Origin of the sequence: Aliivibrio sp. EL58 (assembly GCF_900312675.1) — a bacterium.
Classification (GTDB): Bacteria; Pseudomonadota; Gammaproteobacteria; order Enterobacterales; family Vibrionaceae; genus Aliivibrio.
The window spans coordinates 177667-198234 of sequence record NZ_OMPC01000009.1; the positions used below are offsets into that span (position 1 = coordinate 177667).

Annotated in this window: 17 protein-coding genes; all 17 read right to left on the minus strand. The window is 39.9% G+C overall.

Features of this window, described 5'->3' with window-relative positions:
* Positions 1-7: 7 nt before the first annotated feature.
* The 17 genes from fliE to flgJ all read right to left on the minus strand — a co-directional run bounded on the left by fliE (position 8) and on the right by flgJ (position 20464).
* On the minus strand, positions 8-319 hold the full coding sequence (gene fliE, locus ED622_RS11570; protein WP_060991566.1) for a flagellar hook-basal body complex protein FliE: 312 nt from the start codon (positions 317-319) through the stop codon (positions 8-10).
* A 100-nt stretch (positions 320-419) separates the two neighbouring features.
* Positions 420-1856 (minus strand): sigma-54 dependent transcriptional regulator, encoded by a 1437-nt coding sequence (locus ED622_RS11575; RefSeq protein ID WP_122034158.1) that lies wholly within the window; start codon positions 1854-1856, stop codon positions 420-422.
* 2 nt (positions 1857-1858) lie between these two features.
* Complete coding sequence (locus ED622_RS11580) at positions 1859-2920, minus strand: PAS domain-containing sensor histidine kinase (protein ID WP_122034160.1); 1062 nt, start codon at positions 2918-2920, stop codon at positions 1859-1861.
* Positions 2921-3046: 126 nt separating this feature from the next.
* Entirely contained in the window at positions 3047-4528 is a 1482-nt protein-coding gene (locus tag ED622_RS11585) for a sigma-54 dependent transcriptional regulator (RefSeq protein WP_122034162.1), read from the minus strand.
* Positions 4529-4717: 189 nt separating this feature from the next.
* On the minus strand, positions 4718-5128 hold the full coding sequence (fliS, locus tag ED622_RS11590) for a flagellar export chaperone FliS (protein WP_122034165.1): 411 nt from the start codon (positions 5126-5128) through the stop codon (positions 4718-4720).
* A gap of 15 nt (positions 5129-5143) precedes the next feature.
* The gene (locus tag ED622_RS11595) at positions 5144-5434 is read right to left on the minus strand and encodes a hypothetical protein (protein WP_122034167.1); all 291 of its coding nucleotides are present in this window, start codon (positions 5432-5434) and stop codon (positions 5144-5146) included.
* A gap of 33 nt (positions 5435-5467) precedes the next feature.
* Complete coding sequence (gene fliD, locus ED622_RS11600) at positions 5468-7435, minus strand: flagellar filament capping protein FliD (RefSeq protein ID WP_122034168.1); 1968 nt, start codon at positions 7433-7435, stop codon at positions 5468-5470.
* A 24-nt stretch (positions 7436-7459) separates the two neighbouring features.
* Positions 7460-7879, minus strand: a complete 420-nt coding sequence (locus ED622_RS11605) for a flagellar protein FlaG (RefSeq protein ID WP_122034170.1) — start codon at positions 7877-7879, stop codon at positions 7460-7462.
* Positions 7880-8004: 125 nt separating this feature from the next.
* Positions 8005-9141 (minus strand): flagellin, encoded by a 1137-nt coding sequence (locus ED622_RS11610; protein WP_122034172.1) that lies wholly within the window; start codon positions 9139-9141, stop codon positions 8005-8007.
* A gap of 242 nt (positions 9142-9383) precedes the next feature.
* Entirely contained in the window at positions 9384-10511 is a 1128-nt protein-coding gene (locus ED622_RS11615; protein WP_122034174.1) for a flagellin, read from the minus strand.
* Positions 10512-10949: 438 nt separating this feature from the next.
* Entirely contained in the window at positions 10950-12083 is a 1134-nt protein-coding gene (locus tag ED622_RS11620) for a flagellin (RefSeq protein WP_122034176.1), read from the minus strand.
* A 313-nt stretch (positions 12084-12396) separates the two neighbouring features.
* Positions 12397-13530, minus strand: a complete 1134-nt coding sequence (locus ED622_RS11625; RefSeq protein WP_122034178.1) for a flagellin — start codon at positions 13528-13530, stop codon at positions 12397-12399.
* Positions 13531-13586: 56 nt separating this feature from the next.
* Positions 13587-13967: a hypothetical protein gene (locus tag ED622_RS11630; protein WP_122034180.1), complete on the minus strand. Its 381-nt coding sequence runs from the start codon at positions 13965-13967 to the stop codon at positions 13587-13589.
* Between the two features lie 251 nt (positions 13968-14218).
* Positions 14219-15358 (minus strand): flagellin, encoded by a 1140-nt coding sequence (locus tag ED622_RS11635; RefSeq protein WP_122034182.1) that lies wholly within the window; start codon positions 15356-15358, stop codon positions 14219-14221.
* A 738-nt stretch (positions 15359-16096) separates the two neighbouring features.
* Positions 16097-17290 (minus strand): flagellar hook-associated protein FlgL, encoded by a 1194-nt coding sequence (gene flgL, locus ED622_RS11640; protein WP_122034184.1) that lies wholly within the window; start codon positions 17288-17290, stop codon positions 16097-16099.
* Positions 17291-17307: 17 nt separating this feature from the next.
* Positions 17308-19188: a flagellar hook-associated protein FlgK gene (gene flgK / locus ED622_RS11645; protein WP_122034186.1), complete on the minus strand. Its 1881-nt coding sequence runs from the start codon at positions 19186-19188 to the stop codon at positions 17308-17310.
* Positions 19189-19459: 271 nt separating this feature from the next.
* Positions 19460-20464 carry a flagellar assembly peptidoglycan hydrolase FlgJ gene (gene flgJ / locus ED622_RS11650; protein WP_122034188.1) on the minus strand — a complete coding sequence of 335 codons (1005 nt, stop codon included), beginning with the start codon at positions 20462-20464 and terminating at the stop codon, positions 19460-19462.
* Positions 20465-20568 lie beyond the last annotated feature (104 nt).

Here is a 20568-nt window from a genome sequence, read left to right on the forward strand (position 1 = left end):
CTAGAAATTATACAGGCATATTCATGAGCGCTTTATAAGCATCAACAAGCTTATTACGCACTTGAATTGTGGCATCAAATGCAACACTTGATTTATTGCGCGCTATCATAACGTCAGATAATGAAACCCCTTCATCACCTCGGTCAAAACGTACAGCCAAATCACTTGATGCTTGTTGTAAGCCATTTACGTTATTTACTGCTTTTGCAAACATTGCACTGAAGTCCGCACCGACCTCTTTGCCTGTTGCTGGACGCGTTGTATTTGACGCGTCAAGCATCATTGCTTGCATTTCGTCTTGTAAACCACCAATCTTCATTTCTATTCTCCGACCCAGTCAACTAATTGACTTAATTTTACGACCCGAAGTATATAAAGCAATTTACATACCAAAATATCAATAACTATAAGTCACTGTTTTAACTTGGGATATCAATTCCAGCATCTCGCATTTTTGCAAGCTTATAGCGGAGTGTTCTAGGACTAATACCTAATTTCTCTGCCACATCTTTACGCTTTCCGTCACACGCTTTTATCGTTTCAAGAATAATTATGTACTCTTGCTCACGTAATTCACCGCCTAGACCTGTTGATGAGCTAGGACTCTCTATATTGACACTTTCTGTGCCAGCGATTAATGGTTCATTTATTGACGGTACCTGTTGTTCTGGTTTGATCATTGGAGCTTCACCACTGACAACTCGTTGCAAACTGCTTGCATCAGCCCAATCGACACCTTCAAGTAAAACGTCGTCAGCCGTAATCAAATTTGATTCCGCTAAAATAAGCGCTCGTTGCACAACATTATCCAATTCACGAACGTTACCAGGCCAAGAATAGCTTTCTAATTTTATCGTTGCTTCCTCACTGATCTTTGGCACAGGCAGGCCTTGTTTTTGACAGTGACGTTCAATTAAGTGCTGGGCAATTGGAGCAATGTCTCCTTTACGCTCTTTTAACGCTGGCCACGCAATTGGGAATACGTTTAAACGATAATATAAATCTTCTCTGAAATTGCCTTCTTCTACGTATTTTTTCAAATCACGGTTACTTGTCGCCAAAATACGAACATCTAATTTGATGCTCTTGCGGCCACCTAAGCGCTCAACTTCACGCTCTTGTAATACACGCAATAGTTTCGCTTGTAGGTTAAGATCCATTTCACTGATTTCATCCAGTAAAATAGTGCCGCCTTGCGCTTGTTCAAATTTACCCGGACACGCTTGAACGGCACCCGTAAATGCGCCTTTTTCATAACCAAATAGAGTTGCTTCTAGCATATTATCAGGGATCGCTGCACAGTTAATTGCAACAAAAGGGCCTTCACTACGCTGTGAATTGTTATGAATATAACGAGACATCACTTCTTTGCCTGAACCACTAGGACCAAGCACCATCACGTTTGCGTCAGTTCGAGCCACTTTATCTGCCAATTTAAGTAATTTGAGACTTTTTTCATCAGCAACAATGGCATCGCCGGTTTGTTCATTTTTTACTGGAGCATAGCGACTTACCATATTTAACAGCACTTCTGGCGCAAAAGGCTTAGCCATGTAATCTATTGCGCCTTCTTTCATTGCAGAAACCGCATCTTCAATATTGGCATACGCTGTCATTAGAAGAACCGGTAAATTTGGCCAATTTAATTTGATACTACGCAGTAATGCTAAACCGCCCATTCCAGCCATTTGAACATCTGAAACTACAATATCAACAGATTCTTTTTTCAAAATTAACAAAGCAGTTTCTGCACTATCTGCTTCAACCCATTCATAACCAGCTAATTCTAAGGTGTCGATCAACGCTTCGCGTAGGCCTTCATCATCTTCTACGATCAATACTTTACTTTGCGCCATGGTTATTCTCCAGATTCTGTTTGAGTTGCGGATTCAGCATAAGTTGTTGTTAGCGGGATCGACATGGTGAAGCACGCACCATCATCCGGTTCTGAATACAATTCAAGTTGCCCTTTATGTGCTCGGCATACCATTTGTACAACCGCTAAACCAAGGCCTGTACCTTGAGAGCGCGTTGTAAAAAATGGTTCCATTATTTTATCTTGCAGTTCCAACGGAATACCGGGGCCGTTATCTTGCACCGATATTTTTAAGAATCCATTTACAGGCCTGAAAAATACATCAATTTGACACTCTTTTCCTACTGCCTGAATCGCATTCATAATCAAGTTGCTAATCGCACTGGCAATAGCATTTGCGTTACCCATTAGGATAGTATTTTCATCTTCGATCTCTAAGTGATAGTCAACTTGATTCGACTGCAAAGCGGTTTCAACCATAGGTCGATATTCAGCAACAAGATCACTGATCGTAAACGGTTTAACGACTTTATTATCACCACCTTTCGCAAAAAGCAGCATATCATTCACTTGTTTTTCAAGATCATGAAGGCGATCTACTAATTTAGTTTGAAAACGTTTATGTGTTGCAGCAGGAAGGTTAGGTGACCCCAAATTAGAAGCGTACAACATGGCACTTGATAGAGGAGTTCTTACTTGATGGGCAAGGGAGGCCACCATTTTTCCTAATGAGGATAAGCGCTGTAATCCACTCACTCGAGCCTGTAATAAGCGGGTCTCTGTAAGATCGGTAATAAGAATCAATTGACCCGTTTCAGAGGCTGAGATAGCTAAACGGACTTTACGACCGTTACGCAATGAGATCTCATGCCCGTCATCTTCTCTAGGATCAAATGAACGTTGAATCACCTCAAACCAACGCTCGCCAAGTAATGGTGGCCCTAGTAATTTTATCGCTTCTGGATTGACTTCACACACCACGCCTTGGGTATCCAGTAATATCACACCTGCAGGCATTACATCGAGCACTTGCTTATAACGCGTATTCTGTTCTTCTACTGTACCAAGAGGTGAATTAATTTCATCCTCAGAATTACCATGCATAATTTTATTCCCGCCAAAACAACAAAAGGGCTAATGCATTTTACATGCCAGCCCTTTTATTTCTTACTTTCAATAACTTACAAGTTACATTCAAGTTTGACGAGTCAATTATTTGTCATTCTAGAATTAACGAATATCATCTTTATTCAGATTATATTTACGCATTTTCTCTACTAATGTGGTTCTGCGCATTCCCAGCATATCTGCGGCACGTGCAACGACACCATTTTGAGCTTCCAGTGCTTGGCAAATCATATTCACTTCAACATCAGCCAGCATTTCTTTAAGGTTTAAACCATCTTCAGGTAAATCATTTGCTGACGGACCAAAGCTTTGTGCTGATTGCTGAGGCACACCACCATCATTGAAATTAGAGAACATATCAGCCAACGCTGCTTGCTCTTGCTCTTCAATTGTCTGTTGATTATTGTTCTCTGGTTGAAATTCAGGAATATCACTGTAACGATATTTCGTTGGCAGATGATTCACATCCACAGACTCTCCAGGGAACAAAATCATCAAGCGCTCAATAAGATTCGCTAACTCACGAACATTACCAGGCCAATGATGCTCCATTAACGAATTAACCGCACGAGGAGTTAAACGAACACGGGCACTGCCTTCCGCTTCCATTCTTGCTAGTAGTTCTTGCAATAATAGAGGAATATCTTGTTTACGTTCACGCAACGCTGGCATTTCGATTGGGAACACATTCAAACGATAATATAAATCTTCACGGAATGTTGATTTGTCAATCATGTCATCAAGATTACGGTGTGTTGCCGCTACGATACGAACGTCTGCTTTAATGCTTTGATTTCCACCAACACGTTCAAAACAACGTTCTTGTAATACGCGTAATAACTTCACCTGCATTGACATTGGCATATCACCAATTTCATCTAAGAAAAGCGTACCACCCTGTGCCAATTCAAATCGACCTTTACGTGCCGTAATTGCACCGGTAAAAGCCCCTTTTTCATGACCAAAAAGCTCACTTTCAAGAAGATCAGGAGGAATAGCACCACAGTTAACAGGAACAAACGGACCTTTACGACGAGGTGAATGATAGTGAAGGTTTCGAGCAACAACTTCTTTACCTGTACCTGACTCGCCTAATACAAGAACACTGGCTTCAGTGCCTGAAACTTGTTCAATTAAGTGACGTACTGTGCTGATAGCTGAACTTTGCCCAACCATACTGCGAAATAAGGTGTTTTTTCGACCAAGGTGTGGAATACCAAGACCACGGCGCCCCATAAATTCTTGACAGTGACGTAATGCATCCGTTAATTGAGGATAATTAACCGGCTGGCTTAATTCCCCTACGTAATTCGTCAGATCGTCAAGATCATGCTTTGCCCCCGCAAGCATAATCACTGGGATGTGATTATTATTAACTAACGATTGTTTAATAAGGTCTTTATTTGATCCACTAGAAATCTGCCCTAAAAAACATGCACTCCAAGGATCACTCCACTCAAAAGTAGACAATTCTGAACTTGAAATGGCATGACAATGCTCACCGATAAACTCAAGAATTACCTTAAGATTATGTCGATTCTGCTCATCATCTTCAATAATTAGTGTCTTTGCTAAACCGTGCATAGAGGTGATATGTGCCTTAATTCTTTGATTTAATTGGCCAATTCATTGAACAACAACGAAATTATAGGCCTATTTTATAGCATAAGAAAAATAAGGCAACCATGACTGCCAATAAAACGACAGCCATACCGTAAATGAGAGGTTAGTATAAAAATCAGAAAAAGTAACTTGATTTATAAAACTATTTGATTAAATACCAACTTGATCAGCGGTAAGGTTGTGAAACTCCGCTGGGATTTGATCCCATGCCGATTTAATTTCACGTAACATATCAACCACATCATCAATCGGTTGAGGTTCATTGTTTTGATTTGCGTGTGAAATTTGACGGATCATAAAGTCATACAAAGAATCAAGATTGCTTGCGATATCACCACCATCATCCATTGAAAGGCAAGTACGTAGACTAATCACGATATCTAATGCTTTACCAAGACGTTCGCCCTTTACAGCTGTATTTCCTTGCTGCATAGCTGCTTTACCTTGGATTAATCGCTCAATAGCACCAGCCATTAGCATTTGAATTACCTTATGAGGTGATGCAGCACTTAATTGGCTATCAATTGATACCTTCTTATATGCTTGTAGTGAACCTCTCATCGTATTTCCTCAGTTTTATTGAAATTTTCTATATAGCTGAACCGATTTTTTTGCATGGTTCAACTTTTGATAATCTAAAGCAAATTGCTGCCCTAATTGATTCATGTCATCAACAATTAATTTGGTTCTAGCAATTGCGGCTTGCCATTCAGTGGAATGCACTATTTCTGACACCTGCATACACTGATGCAAGAGTTGTTCCCGATTTGATAAAAAAGTCGCCAACAGTTCAAAATTAATATCATCGATTTGATATAGACTTTGTAACTCACGGTCTAATTTTTCTAATTGTTGTAATAACATCATCGAAAACACCTAATATATGGTTTTACTATTCTTTTAGCCTAATGCGTTCATCATGCCAGATAACTGAGCTTTCATTTTTCCTGTGACGTCTTGCATATTGGCAAATTTATTACGAGTACGCTCTTGCATGCTGTCCATTCGGCGATCTAAATCCACTTGCTGATCATTTAAACGATAATTTTGATCTCGCATAGTATTCATTCGAGTACGAATAGGACCAGTCACTCCTGTCATACTTTGAATAACATCTTCTATTTTTTTAGCAAACCCTTTCGAACCGCCAAAAAAAGTGTGCAATTGACCAAAGTTTTCATTCAATTGACGATCGAGCATTGTGTGGTTTATTTCTAACGTTCCCTGGCGAGTCGTCGAAATACCTAATTCTATAAGCGTTTTAACATCTTTTGGAGCGGATTCCACAGGTGCCACAAAAGCGGATTTCAACCGGGATTCAGCTGAACGAACGACACTATCTCCAGCTAATGGGCCACTTTGCCCTGTCGCAGGATCAAAACCACTCAGTGCTTGAGTCGTTTCATAAAACTGATTATAGGTAGCAACAAATTGTTCAATCGCAGCTTTTACACCATCCCTATCAAACTGCACATCTAAATCAATACGCTTACTGTTCTCAGTTGTTGTGCCTTTTAGCGTGATATCAACGCCATGAACCGCATCTTGAATGACATTGGTGTCACTGCTTATTCTAGCAACGCCATCTAATACTACTTTTGCACTGCTCGCGGTTTGGACCTCTTGAAGACCTGAATACAAAGGCTTACGTGGAGCTTCAGGCTTAATCGCTTCTACGACTTTTTCTATCGGTTCTAATTTTTCTTTCGCTATTTCTTTGATCGTTGGCGGCAGCTGTTCAATCTTTTCTTTTGCTATATCAACAAGTTCTTTTTTAGGTGCAACTTGAGGGGCTTCATAAGTGATACCTGCAGATTGAAATACAGTATCTGGAGTTTGACCTATTTCAGCTAACGCTTCTGCCGCCGATTGATCACCCTGTTTTGCCGCTTTAGCTAATTCTACTTTTTCATCTTCGCTTGGTAGCGCTGCTTGTAATGTACCAGCGGTACGCTCACTCCAGCCAGACATGCCTGATGTTGGGTCTGTTGGATCTTCAAGTGTAGATAATGCAGCCGTTGCCTCTTGTTGAACTAAAATCTCTTTTGCCGCTTTTTCTTCACGCGCAAGTTCTCTATTAGCAACATCAATTAAAGGTTTAAAGTAAGCGTATTTTTCTTCATCACTTAATTCTGGAATTTGTTCTTGAGTTAGAGGAGCTCCAACTTGTTGAGCGGCAATCTCAGGCGTATTTTGATAATTAAGAAGTGTTGGTATATCAAACTTTGTTGACACTGATGAATCAAAATTTGGATTGAACGCGAGACGATGTAGCTGATCATTATATTCTGCATCAACTTCAATTTTAACTTTATGACTTTCGCCAGGCTTATCTGAGGCGAGAATAAGACGTGATCCGCCATCGTCTTTAACGATAGAGGCTTGTACGCCAGGATTTGATGGCGCACCGTTGATCTGCTTTAACAAATCGGTAATTTTGTTATTTTTACCAATAATTTCAATAGTGAACTCTTTATCACCTAATGAAATATCAAGCTTGCCAGGACCAAATTTAGCATCATCACGAATTGGCGATGATGCTAATTTTTGTGCTTGAGCTAATTGTAAAACATCAATTGTGTATCGACCGGCCAAGGCTTCAGGTGTTGCTGTAGCACTCACCACTGCATCATCACTACTTGAAATCGTTCGTGATGCAAACGTATCTTCTTGACGAAACGTCGACATTAAGTTTTTCATGGTATCTAACGATTCTTGCAGACGGCCGTAACCACTGATATTCATATCTATATCTGAGCGCTCACGGTCAATGCGCTGCTGCTTTGGTAAGCGCTCGCTTTCAACTATTTTGCTCACCATAGAATTAATATCTAGGCCACCACCCATCCCCATCGGGCTCATACTCATGAAGCTCTTTCCTCAATTAACGTTTTATATCCTCTCAGCTATCAATCCAGAAGCACTGGCAGCTAATTCTCTAGCAACTTCCAACATTTTTTCATCAGGGATCTGACGGATGATATCACCTGAGCTAACCTCAATGACGGTAATAACCTGCCGCCCTGATTCTTCATCTAGGTGAAATGATAATCCTCGAACCATGCTTTTAACGTATTCATTCAGCTCTTTTACTGCTTTATGAAGTTCTTCTTTCTTTTTCGTTTCAAGCTTTTGTTCTGCTTCTACCACTATAGCTTGGCTTTGCGTCATTGTTTCTGACGGTTCAGTGTTTGCTGTTTTATTTACGGTATTCACAGATAATGTTGGCTGCACATTAGATCTAGCAATTTGCGTGCCGTTATTTGGGGATAGAGAGGACAGGATTGATGAAGATACAGATGATGGATTCATAGTATTTTCCTCCTAATACGAAAAAAGACAGCTGGAGAGCGGTCCGGCTGTCATATTTCAGTAAGTGGGTTGACGATGAAGCCGCCCACCTACCTATTTAAGTATTATCAATTAATCAGAGTGGATTAACGTAATAGACCTAGAGCAGCGTTTGGCGCTTGCTTAGCTTGAGCTAAGATAGAAGAGCTTGCTTGCTGTAGGATTTGTGCTTTAGTCATTTCAGTTGTTTCTTTCGCGAAATCAACGTCTTTGATTTGGCTCTTAGCAGCAGAAACGTTTTCGTTAATGTTGTCTAAGTTGTTGATTGTGTGACCCATACGGTTTTGAGCTGCACCTAGCTCAGAACGGTGGCTATCAACAAATTTCATTGCTGCATCAACAACTGCGATTGCGTCTTGAGAACCAGCTACTGAAGTAACATCGATGTTACCAACAGTTTTTTGAGCTTGAATTGCATCAGACATACCAGTTTCGTTAGCTAGAGCGCCAGAGAATTCGATTTCGCCTTCAATAGTGCCTTTTGCTGCGAATACTTGCAGTTTACCGTCTTCACCAACAGAAGCACTAACTTTGTCAGTTTGGCCGTTGATGTACGTTGCAACTTCTTCAATATCATCGCCAGCTTTAGCGTTGATTGAAACAGATTGCTCTTCACCAGACTTATCTGTGAAAGAGATTGTCATGTTTGCATCTTTACCAGCAGTCCAACCAGCAGCAACACCTTCTTTCGCAGTGAAAGATTGGCCACCCATGTTTGACTCATCTGCACGTAGGTTGTTCAGAGTAAGCATTACTGCTTCACCAGAATCAGCACCAACTTGGAAAGATTTAGTACCGAAGCTACCGTTTAGTAGACGAGTGCCACCAAAAGAAGTTGTTTCAGCGATACGGTTCATTTCATCAGAAAGAGCCGTTACTTCTTGTTGGATTGCGCTACGGTCAGCGTCAGTGTTTGAACCATTTGACGATTGCAGTGCAAGATCACGTACACGAGAAAGGATGTTTGAAGTCTCTTTCATTGCGCCTTCAGCTGTTTGCATCATAGAGATGCCGTCGTTTGCGTTACGAACCGCTACGTCTAGACCACGAGTTTGCGTGTTTAAACGGTTAGAGATTTGTAGGCCAGCAGCATCATCTTTAGCACTGTTGATCTTGTTGCCAGAAGATAGACGTTCCATTGATTGGTTAACGTCAGATGTTGCGCTGTTTAAGTAACGCTGAGCTGTCATTGCTGATACGTTAGTATTTACTGTAATAGACATAAATAGATCTCCTAAGGGATAATGCAATGGCGGTGTGGTCTCATCCTCCGCACCAACCATCGTTTCTCACATATATTTAAAAGCATATCTCTATGTATTAAGTAGACTCTCACCTCTACAAAATACATCGCGAGATAGCCTAAGTTTAATTTTATAAAGTAAGTCAAACTCACTTATAACCTGTTGGGATAGAACTTTGCAGATAGCTTAGCTCTCATTCTCACAAGTGTTTACTATGCTGATTAGCCCAACAGGCCTAATGCTGCATTTGGTGCCTGCTTAGCTTGAGCAAGAATAGACGAGCTCGCTTGTTGCAGGATTTGAGATTTCGTCATAGCTGTCGTTTCTTTAGCAAAATCAACATCTTTGATTTGGCTGTTAGACGCATTCACGTTCTCATTAATATTTTCTAAGTTGTTAATGGCATGACCAAAACGGTTTTGGAAAGCACCTAAATCAGCACGATTTGAATCTACGTATTGCATTGCTGAGTCAAGAATTGCTACCGCTTTTTGTGAACCACCAACCGTTGTTACATCAATGCTTTTTACTGTATCAGTAACCTTATTACCCATACCTAACTCGCTGCTTAATGCGCCACTGAATGCAATATCAGTTGCTTCAGCTGCTGCAAATACTTGCAGTTTACCTTCTTCTGTAACAGAGGCGTTTACGGCATCGCTTTGACCATTGATGTAAGTAGCTACTTCTTCAATGTCATCACCAGCTTTTGCATTGATTGTGATGTTTTGTTCTTGGCCATCTTTATCAACAAAATTCATTGTTAATTCAGTGTTTTCTGCACTTACTGACCAGTTTGCATCTTTGCCTTCCGTCGCAGAATAAGTGTGACCACCCATCGCTGTTGTATCAGAACGCATGTTATTCAGTGTTAGCATTACCGCTTCGCCTGAATCCGATCCAATTTGGAAAGACTTAGTTCCAAACTGGCCATTTAGTAGACGAGAGCCACCAAACGAGGTTGTTTCTGCAATACGGTTTAATTCGTCATTCAAAGCAACCACTTCTTCTTGAATCGCAGTACGGTCAGCTGTTGTGTTTGAACCGTTAGAAGATTGAAGTGATAAATCACGCATACGTTGAAGGATGTTCGTTGTTTCGTTCATCGCACCTTCAGCAGTTTGCGCCATTGAGATACCATCGTTTGCATTTCGAACTGCAACATCTAAGCCGCGAGTTTGAGAAGTAAGACGGTTTGAAATTTGTAGGCCAGCCGCATCGTCTTTTGCACTGTTAATTTTAAGACCTGAAGACAAACGCTCCATTGAGCTGTTTAGGTCGCTAGTTGCGTTGTTTAAGTAACGCTGTGCAGTCATTGCTGATACGTTTGTGTTTACATTGATAGCCATAATTTATTTCTCCACTTTGGTTCCGAATCACTCCGCTCCTGGACCGGAAACCGTATTAATCATCGTTTGATACTTAACTTAACGACCTTGTTTTAAATTACTTTAGAAAAACTTTTTATTTTTTTAAGTTTTTCTTTTGTAAGCATTTTAAAAAACCTCAGTCGTAATGCCTTGTAATTAAGTTATCGCTCGCGATCGGAAACTCTTTAGGAAAAAAGATAAAAAAAATGAAATAAATTTAAATGAAAGGTAAAACGGGAGGAAGATCGCTATAAATAGACATAAATACAATGATATCGCTTGATTTTTGCACAGCCAAAATCAAAGTTAACCCAATATACGGAACTTCATTTTAATTACTTATATAAAAAAAGCCGAGGCAAGCCTCGGCTTTGGCATAGTGTGAGAGCACTACTACCTTAGAAGTTTATATATTACCTATCTTAATAAGCCAAGTGCAGCATTAGGCGCTTGCTTAGCTTGAGCTAGAATAGACGAACTTGCTTGTTGAAGGATCTGAGCTTTTGTCATCTCTGTGGTTTCTTTTGCAAAATCGACATCTTTGATACGACTATTTGATGCAGATACATTTTCATTAATGTTATCTAAGTTAGAAATAGCATGACTAAAGCGGTTTTGGAATGCACCTAAATCAGCTCGATTCTCATCAACAAATTGCATTGCTGCATCAAGAACTGCGACTGCCTTTTGTGAGCCACCAACCGTCGTTACGTCGATGCTCTTAACAGTTTCAGCTTGTGCTGCACCCATATTTAGTTCGCCAGCCAGAGAACCACCAAAGCTCACCTCACCTTGCACCTTATCATTAGAGGTAACAATTTGTAGTTCACCATCTTCAGATACTGATGCATTAATTGAATCTGTCTGGCCATTAATATAAGTTGCCACTTGTTCAATATCATCGCCTGATTTTGCGTTGATTGTCAGTTCTTTCTCTTCGCCTGCTTTATTTAAAAATGACACGGTTAATTCTGAATTTTCAGCATTAGCAGCCCAGCCAGCATCAAGCTTAGTTTCTGCTTTATAACTTGTTCCACCCATTGAGGCTGAATCAGAACGCATGTTATTTAAGCTAAGCATTACTGCTTCACCAGAATCAGCACCGATTTGGAATGATTTAGTACCAAACTGACCGTTAAGAAGACGTGAACCACCAAATGAAGTTGTTTCTGCAATTCGGTTTAACTCGTCATTAAGCGCACCAACTTCTTGCTGAATCGCTTCACGATCAGCAGAAGTATTTGAACCATTAGAAGATTGAAGAGATAAATCACGCATACGTTGTAAGATGTTTGTCGATTCATTCATCGCACCTTCAGCCGTTTGTGCAATTGAAATACCATCATTTGCATTACGAACAGCAACTTCTAACCCACGAGATTGAGACGTTAAACGATTAGAAATCTGTAGGCCTGCTGCATCGTCTTTTGCGCTATTAATTTTAAAGCCAGAAGATAGGCGTTCCATTGATTGATTAACGCCATCCGTTGCATTGTTTAAGTAACGCTGAGCAGTCATTGCTGATACGTTAGTATTTACTGTAATCGACATAGTGGTATCTCCGTTTAGTTTTCCGATTGTTTTCCGTAGTTCGGAAAACTGAGCTTTATTATTCGACACTAAATTAGTTGCTATTAGTGCCTGATACTTAATTTAGCGACGGTTAAAAATAAACCTTTATCGATTTTCTTATAAAATCATTGATTGCTTTATGAACTATGACCACGCTTCAATTTTTTAAATCTTTGACAAAAAAACAACTAAAGTTTTTACTATTCTGTCCGAGAAAAGCACCTTCTCCTTTTCTTTAGGCAAAAAAAAACCAGCTTTCGCTGGCTTCTTACTATATAAACTAACTGATGTATTAACCAAGCAACTTCAGTGCAATATCAGGCGCTTGTTTGGCTTGAGCAAGTACAGTGGAACTTACTTGTTGTAAGATTTGCGCTTTCATCATCTCAACCGTTTCTTTTGCAAAGTCGGTATCTTCAATACGACTGTTTGATGCCGAGATATTTTCATTAATATTATTTAAATTATTAATTGCATGATCAAAACGGTTCTGAAACGCACCTAATGTCGCACGCTCTTTATCGACAAATCCCATGGCTGCATCTAACGTTGCAATCGCTTTTTGAGAACCACCTACTGTCGTTAAATCTAAGTCATTCACGGTATCAAATACAGCACCACCAATGGCTAATTCAGCAGATAATGAACCGCCAAAGGTCACCGCACTTGAGACTAAATCACCCGCGGTAAATAATTGCAATTGGCCGTTCTCATCCACTGACGCTTGAACGGTATCATTTTGCCCATTGATGTAAGTTGCCAACTCCTCAATATCATCACCCGCTTTCGCTTCTATCGTGATTTCTTGAGCTTTACCATTTTCATCAGCAAATGACATTGTTAACGTTTGGCCGCCCTCAGGAACTGTCCAACCTTTGTTTAACTGGTTTTGAGAGGTGTAATGAAATCCCCCCATAGCTAAAGTATCAGATCGCATACTGCCTAGCGTTAGTTGAACAGCCTCACCCGCATTAGCACCAATCTGGAAAGTTGATGTTCCAAATTGACCATTCAATAAACGACGACCGCCAAAAGAGGTGGTCTCTGCAATACGGTTCAATTCATCATTTAAGGCATCCGCTTCTTCTTGTATTGCCTGGCGATCTTGTTGAGAGTTAGAGCCATTTGATGACTGCAGTGCTAAGTCACGCATACGCTGAAGAATGTTAGTGCTTTCATTCATTGCCCCTTCTGCAGTTTGGGCAATAGAAATACCATCATTGGCATTACGCACGGCAACATCTAATCCGCTCATTTGAGCTTGTAGTCGATTGGAAATTTGCAGTCCTGCAGCATCATCTTTAGCGCTATTAATTCGCTTACCAGAAGAAAGACGTTCCATCGATTGATTTAACTGCTCTGTCGCTTGATTTAAATATCGCTGTGCCGTCATTGCAGACACATTGGTGTTTACCGTTACAGACATAACAATCTCTTAATATATTTAATCTTAATAGTTATAGCGGCCAAATTACTCAAAGCTTAACTGATATTTTGATGATGGCAGCGGCTGCTGCTTTCTATTTGATAATGATTAGGATCAATACCTTCCGACTTCAATAAGTTAATAAAAGCAGGACTTGAGCATTCTTCTCCTAAATAATGTTTTAGATCTTTTATGGCCTTACGTTTTACTTTATGAATAGGAGAATTAAAGCATTCTCCATAGCCTTTAATATGGCTATTTCTAGAAGTGATGCCTTTTTCTTCAAAGTAGCGCTCAACATCTGGATCGATGCATGATTTAGCTAAAATGAATGAATTATATTTCACATAGGATACAACATCATTATTGTGCAGCTGGGCACTAAGCGTAGAAAAAGATAAAGAAGTTAATAATAAAAATCGTAAGAATGAACTCATAGCATGACCTTACTTATAGAATAGACAGTAAGTCATCGACCGAAATAAGGTTTTCTAAATTAAAAAGAGTATTTTTAGAAGGGTAGCCCCAATTAAGGGGCATAAAGCTAGGCTGGTTTTTTATGAGGAGATCTGTGAGAAGAACACAAAAAACCAGTTACCTGAAGCTTGCCAACAATCAAATGAACAAGAGGATGATGAGAGATGAGAGCACCTCTTGTTCACTAAGATGACTGTTGTTAGTTACTCAATTACTGCAGTAAAGTTAGTGCAGCGTTTGGTAACTGTTTCGCTTGAGCAAGAATAGACGTACTAGACTGCTGAAGGATTTGTGCTTTTGTCATGTTTGTTGTTTCTTTAGCAAAATCAGTATCTTTGATTCGGCTGTTAGAAGCAGACACATTCTCTTGAATGTTAGACAAGTTGTTGATGCTGTGGCCTAAACGGTTTTGTTTAGCACCTAAGTCAGCACGCTCACGGTCGATATAAGCAAGTGCAGAATCGATAACACCGATAGAAACTTGAGCATCACCCACTGATGTTACGTCTAGTTTATCAACTGTTGCTTTGATACCAGCACCGCCAGCTAAACCTAACTCAGACGCAAGGTTACCTGATACTGCTAACTCACCTTCGATAGATGGTTCAGCAACAAACAGTTGAAGTTTACCTTCATCACCAACAGATGCAGAGATCTTGTCTGATTGACCGTTAATGTATGTCGCTAACTCTTCAATATCGTCACCAGCTTTAGCGTTGATATCGATAGAAACAGCTTCACCTTTTTGAGTTGTAAACTCTAATTTTAGGTCATTTTTGCCAGCTTCTACATTCCAAGATGCGCCTTTACCGTTTTCAGAAACAAAACGTTGACCACCCATGCGGCTGTCATCAGCACGTACAGACGTTAATTCAATAAGGATAGCTTCACCAGCATTTGCGCCGATTTGGAATGCTGACTCACCGAACGTACCGTTAAGTAGACGACGACCACCAAAAGAGGTTGTTTCAGCAATACGGTTTAATTCATCAGACAGTGCATGTACTTCTTCTTGGATAGAAGAGCGATCTTGATCTGAGTTAGAACCGTTTGCCGCTTGTAGTGATAAATCACGCATACGTTGAAGGATGTTTGTCGATTCGTTCATCGCACCTTCAGCTGTTTGAGCGATAGAAATACCATCGTTCGCATTACGCATAGCAACATCAAGACCACGAGTCTGAGCTGTTAAGCGGTTAGAAATTTGTAGACCAGCAGCGTCATCTTTTGCGCTGTTGATTTTAGTACCTGAAGACAAACGCTCCATTGAGTTGTTTAGATCGTTCGTTGCGTTATTTAGGTAACGCTGCGCAGTCATCGCAGATACGTTAGTATTTACATTTACAGCCATCGTTGCTCTCCTTGAGTTTCGTTTTCACGAAATCTACTTTCTGCTCTATTCAGAAATATTTAAAATTCATAGTTAAATATCAGCCACAATTGGCCAATGTTTTTCAATGTCATGTAATTTACATATCAAATCTCATGCCAAGATGAGAGAAACACATACATTAATGACTGACATGCAAAAGCAAAATGATTAACTCTACTTTGCAACTGCTATGTCACTATTTACCATTGGCAAACTGTGAACGTCTCAGTCATAGTTATTAATTAGCATAAGGTGTGCCAGTTTTCAAAATTGAAAGGGAAATATCAAAAAATAAAATACAACCAATTAAAATCAAAGACTTAAGTGACCAATCAATACTCACCCACCATACTCTAAATACTTGAAAACCAACCTTCTTGCCGCTTTTTTATAAACATTGCCGCATTGTCTCTCAGTCAATATTTAAGAACTAACCAGTAGATTACATTTTACTAAAACGTCTATCTATGGCTTAAGTACAACCAATAAGAATAAAATAGGAAAATAACTGTGGTTTTCAATAATAGGCGGCAAATATTTACAATATTCAAGTGAAGCGGCAAAGCTATTCCTATTAGGGTTTTATTTTATAGTTCATATAGTTATAGAGATTTCCATAAATCACCACATTCATCTTCCCACACCGATGGTAACGATAAATAGCAGGCATAAAAAAAAGCCCAACATGTCTGTTGAGCTTTCAATATTATTTAATCTCTATACGTAATTAAATAATGTTATGTCTTTTACTTTACCAAAGGCTTGCTGAGAAGCCTGAAGTGCACGTGTATTCTCACTAAATTCAATCACGGCTTGAGCATAATCCAAATCTTCAATTGAGCTTAACGATTTAGAGATTGTTAAATCAAAATCTTGGTGCTGCATTTCTTGTTGATCAAGCGTATTTTGTCTTGTTCCTACTTCAGCCTGAGCTTGGCTTAAGTGAATAAATGCGGCATGAAACTCATCAGTCACTTGATGTAACTCAGCTGTACTTGACGCATCAGATACATGGTTTAGTGCCAGTTCTTGTGCTTTTTTGAAAGAATCAAAAACGCTAATCGTTTTCTTTGGTTCAAGAGTAATCGTATCGCCTGCTTTTAGCTGGCCACGGATCTGTATATCTACCCCTTCATATTTAATCCCTTCAGCAGGATCAAACAGGGCAGTTTTTACTGCACTACCATCTTTTGATAATTGGTAATTATATTTACCATCAGCACCTGCATTAAAACTGACTTCATACGTTGCAGGATCGGTATAATTTGTATTTGTCGCTTTGGACAGTAGTAATTCAGACCCTTCTTTTAGTGAATATTGCGGGTCGTAATCACCAAATGGGTTTTTAATTTCTGTAAATAATTTACTACCCGAGTCATTTACAGCCACTTCTATTGAACCTGATACTTTCAAACTACGCTGATATTCATCACCAGCATAAGCAACAGTTCCATCATTCGATCGGAAGAATGGTTGTGTTTTTGACTTGGTACCAGAGAATAAATAATTCCCTGATTCATCTAACATGTTAGTTAGATTTAAAAAATTATCTGCAATGCCTTTAATGTCTTGTGCATGAGCATAACGATCTTCTGGTGCAAGAGAACCGTTAATCATTTCCATAACACTACGTTTAGCATCATCAGCAAACTGTTCAGCATTAGCGATGGCTACTTCATGACGCTCTAAACGGTTACGCGCTAAAACAATAGTATCGCTGTATTGACGTAACTCTTCTTTCTTTTGCGTTAAGTTTTGTGCATATAACGCAGCAACGGGGTCGTCACCTGCAGTTAATAGCTTTTTACCTGACGCCAATTGCGCGCTGTTTTGATGAACTTTCGCTTCTTGACGAGAAATATCATTTTGAACTGATTGGTAGTTATGAAAGCTTGAAATACGATTTAACATACTCTATTGCCTCCTAATTACGATAATTGCAAAATTGAATTAAACGTCTCATCTGCCGCTTTCATGATTCGAGAAGAAGCCATGTATGCTTGTTGAAACTTCATCATGTTTGCCGCTTCTTCATCTAAGTTTACGCCAGCAACAGAAGCAACACGACTTTGTGCAGCTTCATTCTCTACACGTGAAACTTCAGATAAACGAGAGGCTGTCGCTTTTTTAAGGCCAATCTCTGTATTTACGTTCTGGTATAAATCAATAACGGTTGAGCGACCTTCGTCCATCACTTTACGTGTTTGCAAGCCTTGCATTAATAGCAAGTTACCATTATCACCTTCAGATGGAACTAAGTTAGCTGCAAATTTATCATTTGCTGCGGCACCACCAGTAAGTTCAAATGTTGTACCACCCACAGTTACTGCGCCTTTTGCCGGGTAAGTTTGTGGTTCAAGCAACATTTTTCCTTTCATATCCAAAACGGCAAATTGATTTGCAGCAGGAGAAATAACAACTTGAAACTCTTTTAATTCACCCGCTTGTAATACTTTAAATTTTGCATTACCTGTTGCGAATGTCGCTGAGCTTGCATAGCTTTGTGCGGCTATTTTCTCAGCTTCATTCATTTCAAGCTTCATTTCGCCAGCCGCTATACGCGTTGGACGAAGTAATACACGTTCACCGGCGCCTAGTGGTTCACGAATTTCAACTCGCATACCGTCTAGGAAAAAGGTCGATGGGTTACCGGTTGGGTCTAAACGCTGTACTTCACCTGTAGGTCGGGTCACCGTATATTGGCTGCCATCATACTTTAGGGCATAATCGCCTGCTTTTAGTTGGCTAATATCATCAATGAATACACCAACTTCAGCAGAAGAGTCCCCAGGAATAATGGCGCGGCTACGAGCTGCTTGCTCTGAGTTAACATCAGAGAAAATGTTTGCACCAATCTGTCCACGCAGATCTATTGCTTGGCTTTGTAAACGGTTAACTTCACTGCTGAAACCAACTGCCACGCGGCCTAATTCATCCATGATGGTAGGAATTGTGCTATCACGCAATTCAAATAACGCTGACATTTTACCGCCAATGCTATCATGTTGAATCGCTTTCATTCCCTTACCTTCAACCATAGCTAGTCGGCGCTGTAATGGGTCAGGAGTCCCTGCTATCATTTTCAATTCACTTGAATGAGTACCAGACACTAGCATGTGTCCACCACCAATTAAGACATTGAATGCATTCTCGTTATCACGCTTAGTAATGGTAACTTTTGTGTATTGAGACAGTTCTTTAATTAACTTTTCATGACGATCCATTAGGTCATTGTGCGGACCTGGGGTCTTGACCATCATTTGGTTAATTTCTTTTAACTCTAGAGCAATACCATTCATACGCTCTACCGTTAGATCCATCTTTTTATTTACGTCTGAGTTTTGCTGACGTACGTTCTCATAAAAGTCATTTAAGCTTTGTGAAACAAGACGTGATTTTTCTAGGACTACTTTACGTGCACCGATTTCGTTAGGGCTGTCGGCAAGAGTTTTTACGGCATCAAACCAATCATTGATGTTTTCTGGAATACGCTTAGCACCAATAGATGACATCATATTCGTTAGAACATCAAGGTTAGCTTCTGTATCCATAGAGTAGCTTAGGTTGGTTGTAGAAAGGTTCAATTCGTTAGTTGCGAACTGATCAAACGAACGTCGCACAGCGGCAACGTGCACGCCTGCGCCGAGGTTTGCACCTGACACCCAATGAGGCATATTTGTGTCTTGAACTACCGATTGACGACTAAAGCCTTCAGTATTAACGTTGTTAATATTGTGACTGGTCGTATTCAGTTGACGCTGCGCCGTAAGCACACCTTGTGTACCTAGATGTAGCAGATCAAGTCCCATGTTGCCTCCAAAAACTCTATAAAAGATGCGATAAAAAATTTCCTAACAAAACTAATATAGCAATCAGTGTGCCAACTTTTAAACTCAGCATTTTCAATGAGATAGATAAACCCACAACCTTAAAGTCTCTCTTTGCCACTAGATTTCTGTATTTATCGCCTTTCTTTGCCTCTTTTGGTTTTTAAGCGGCAATAAAGCAAAAAATCCTGCCGCTCAGTGATATGACAACACTAAGCAGCAGGATTTTAGATATTTACTAATTCAGTAAGGTTTATTTAGTTAAGCTTTCTACGGTCTTCATTACACTCATGACTTTATTAGTATAGTTTGGATCAGTTGCATAACCAGCACTGTGGATCCCTTTAATAAAACTTTCTGAACTTTCTGTTTGTTGTAATGCGCGCTCATAACGTGGGTTTTGATTTAAGAATCGAACAAAATCACTAAAGCTCTCTTCATAGTTATCGTATGAACGGAAGGCAGCATTCTCTGTCACTGCGACATTATCGTGATATTCCAACGTATTCTTAGCTATCTTATCGCCCTGCCAGCTTCTATCGGCTTTAATGTTGAATAAGTTATGGCTAGAATCCACTGAATTTTGAATAACTTTTTTACCCCAACCAGTTTCTAGCGCGGCTTGAGCAATTAATACATTTGAGTCAATGCCTAATGCTTTTGCGGCTTTTTCAGCATACGGCTTCATGGTTTCTACAAATTGCTGAGGAGAATCAAATTTCTCGGGTTGCTGTACCGGTCTTGCTGCCAATGCTTTTTCTAGCTGTGCAATACTTGGGGATTCTGTCTGTGATGCTTGTTTAGCTTCAGATCCCTTAGGATATGAGTAATCAACCGGCAAGCGTAACGTTTCATCGGTTGCCGCTTTGCGCATTGCCATGCGAGCATCTTGCTCTAAGTTTTTGCCGTTATGCACTGGTGGCTCTTGATTCATTGATGCGCCAAGTTGTGCAACAATCATATCAGCTAAGCCTAATGAGCCTTTTTTCGACAATTCTGTCGCCATTTGATCATCACGCATTTGCTCAAAGAACTGCTGATTATCACTGCTCATCATATCTGATTTGAATGAATCATTAGCATTACGCATTGATTTAAAAAGCATTTGCGTAAAAATAGATTCAAATTGTTCAGCCGCCGCACGCAGCGCTTTGTCTTGGCTTTCTTGATCGCCATTAACCGCACTTTTACGTAAGTTATCTAGGCCACCCACATCATGGATAAAACCTACGTCTGTCATATTTACTGAATTATTCATTTTTACGCTTACTCTTTTTAATCAGGGTAATAAATCGACTGTCTCTACATTACTAACAGAGCAAGTTTAATGCCAAAAAAAACGCACTTCCGAAGAAGTGCGTT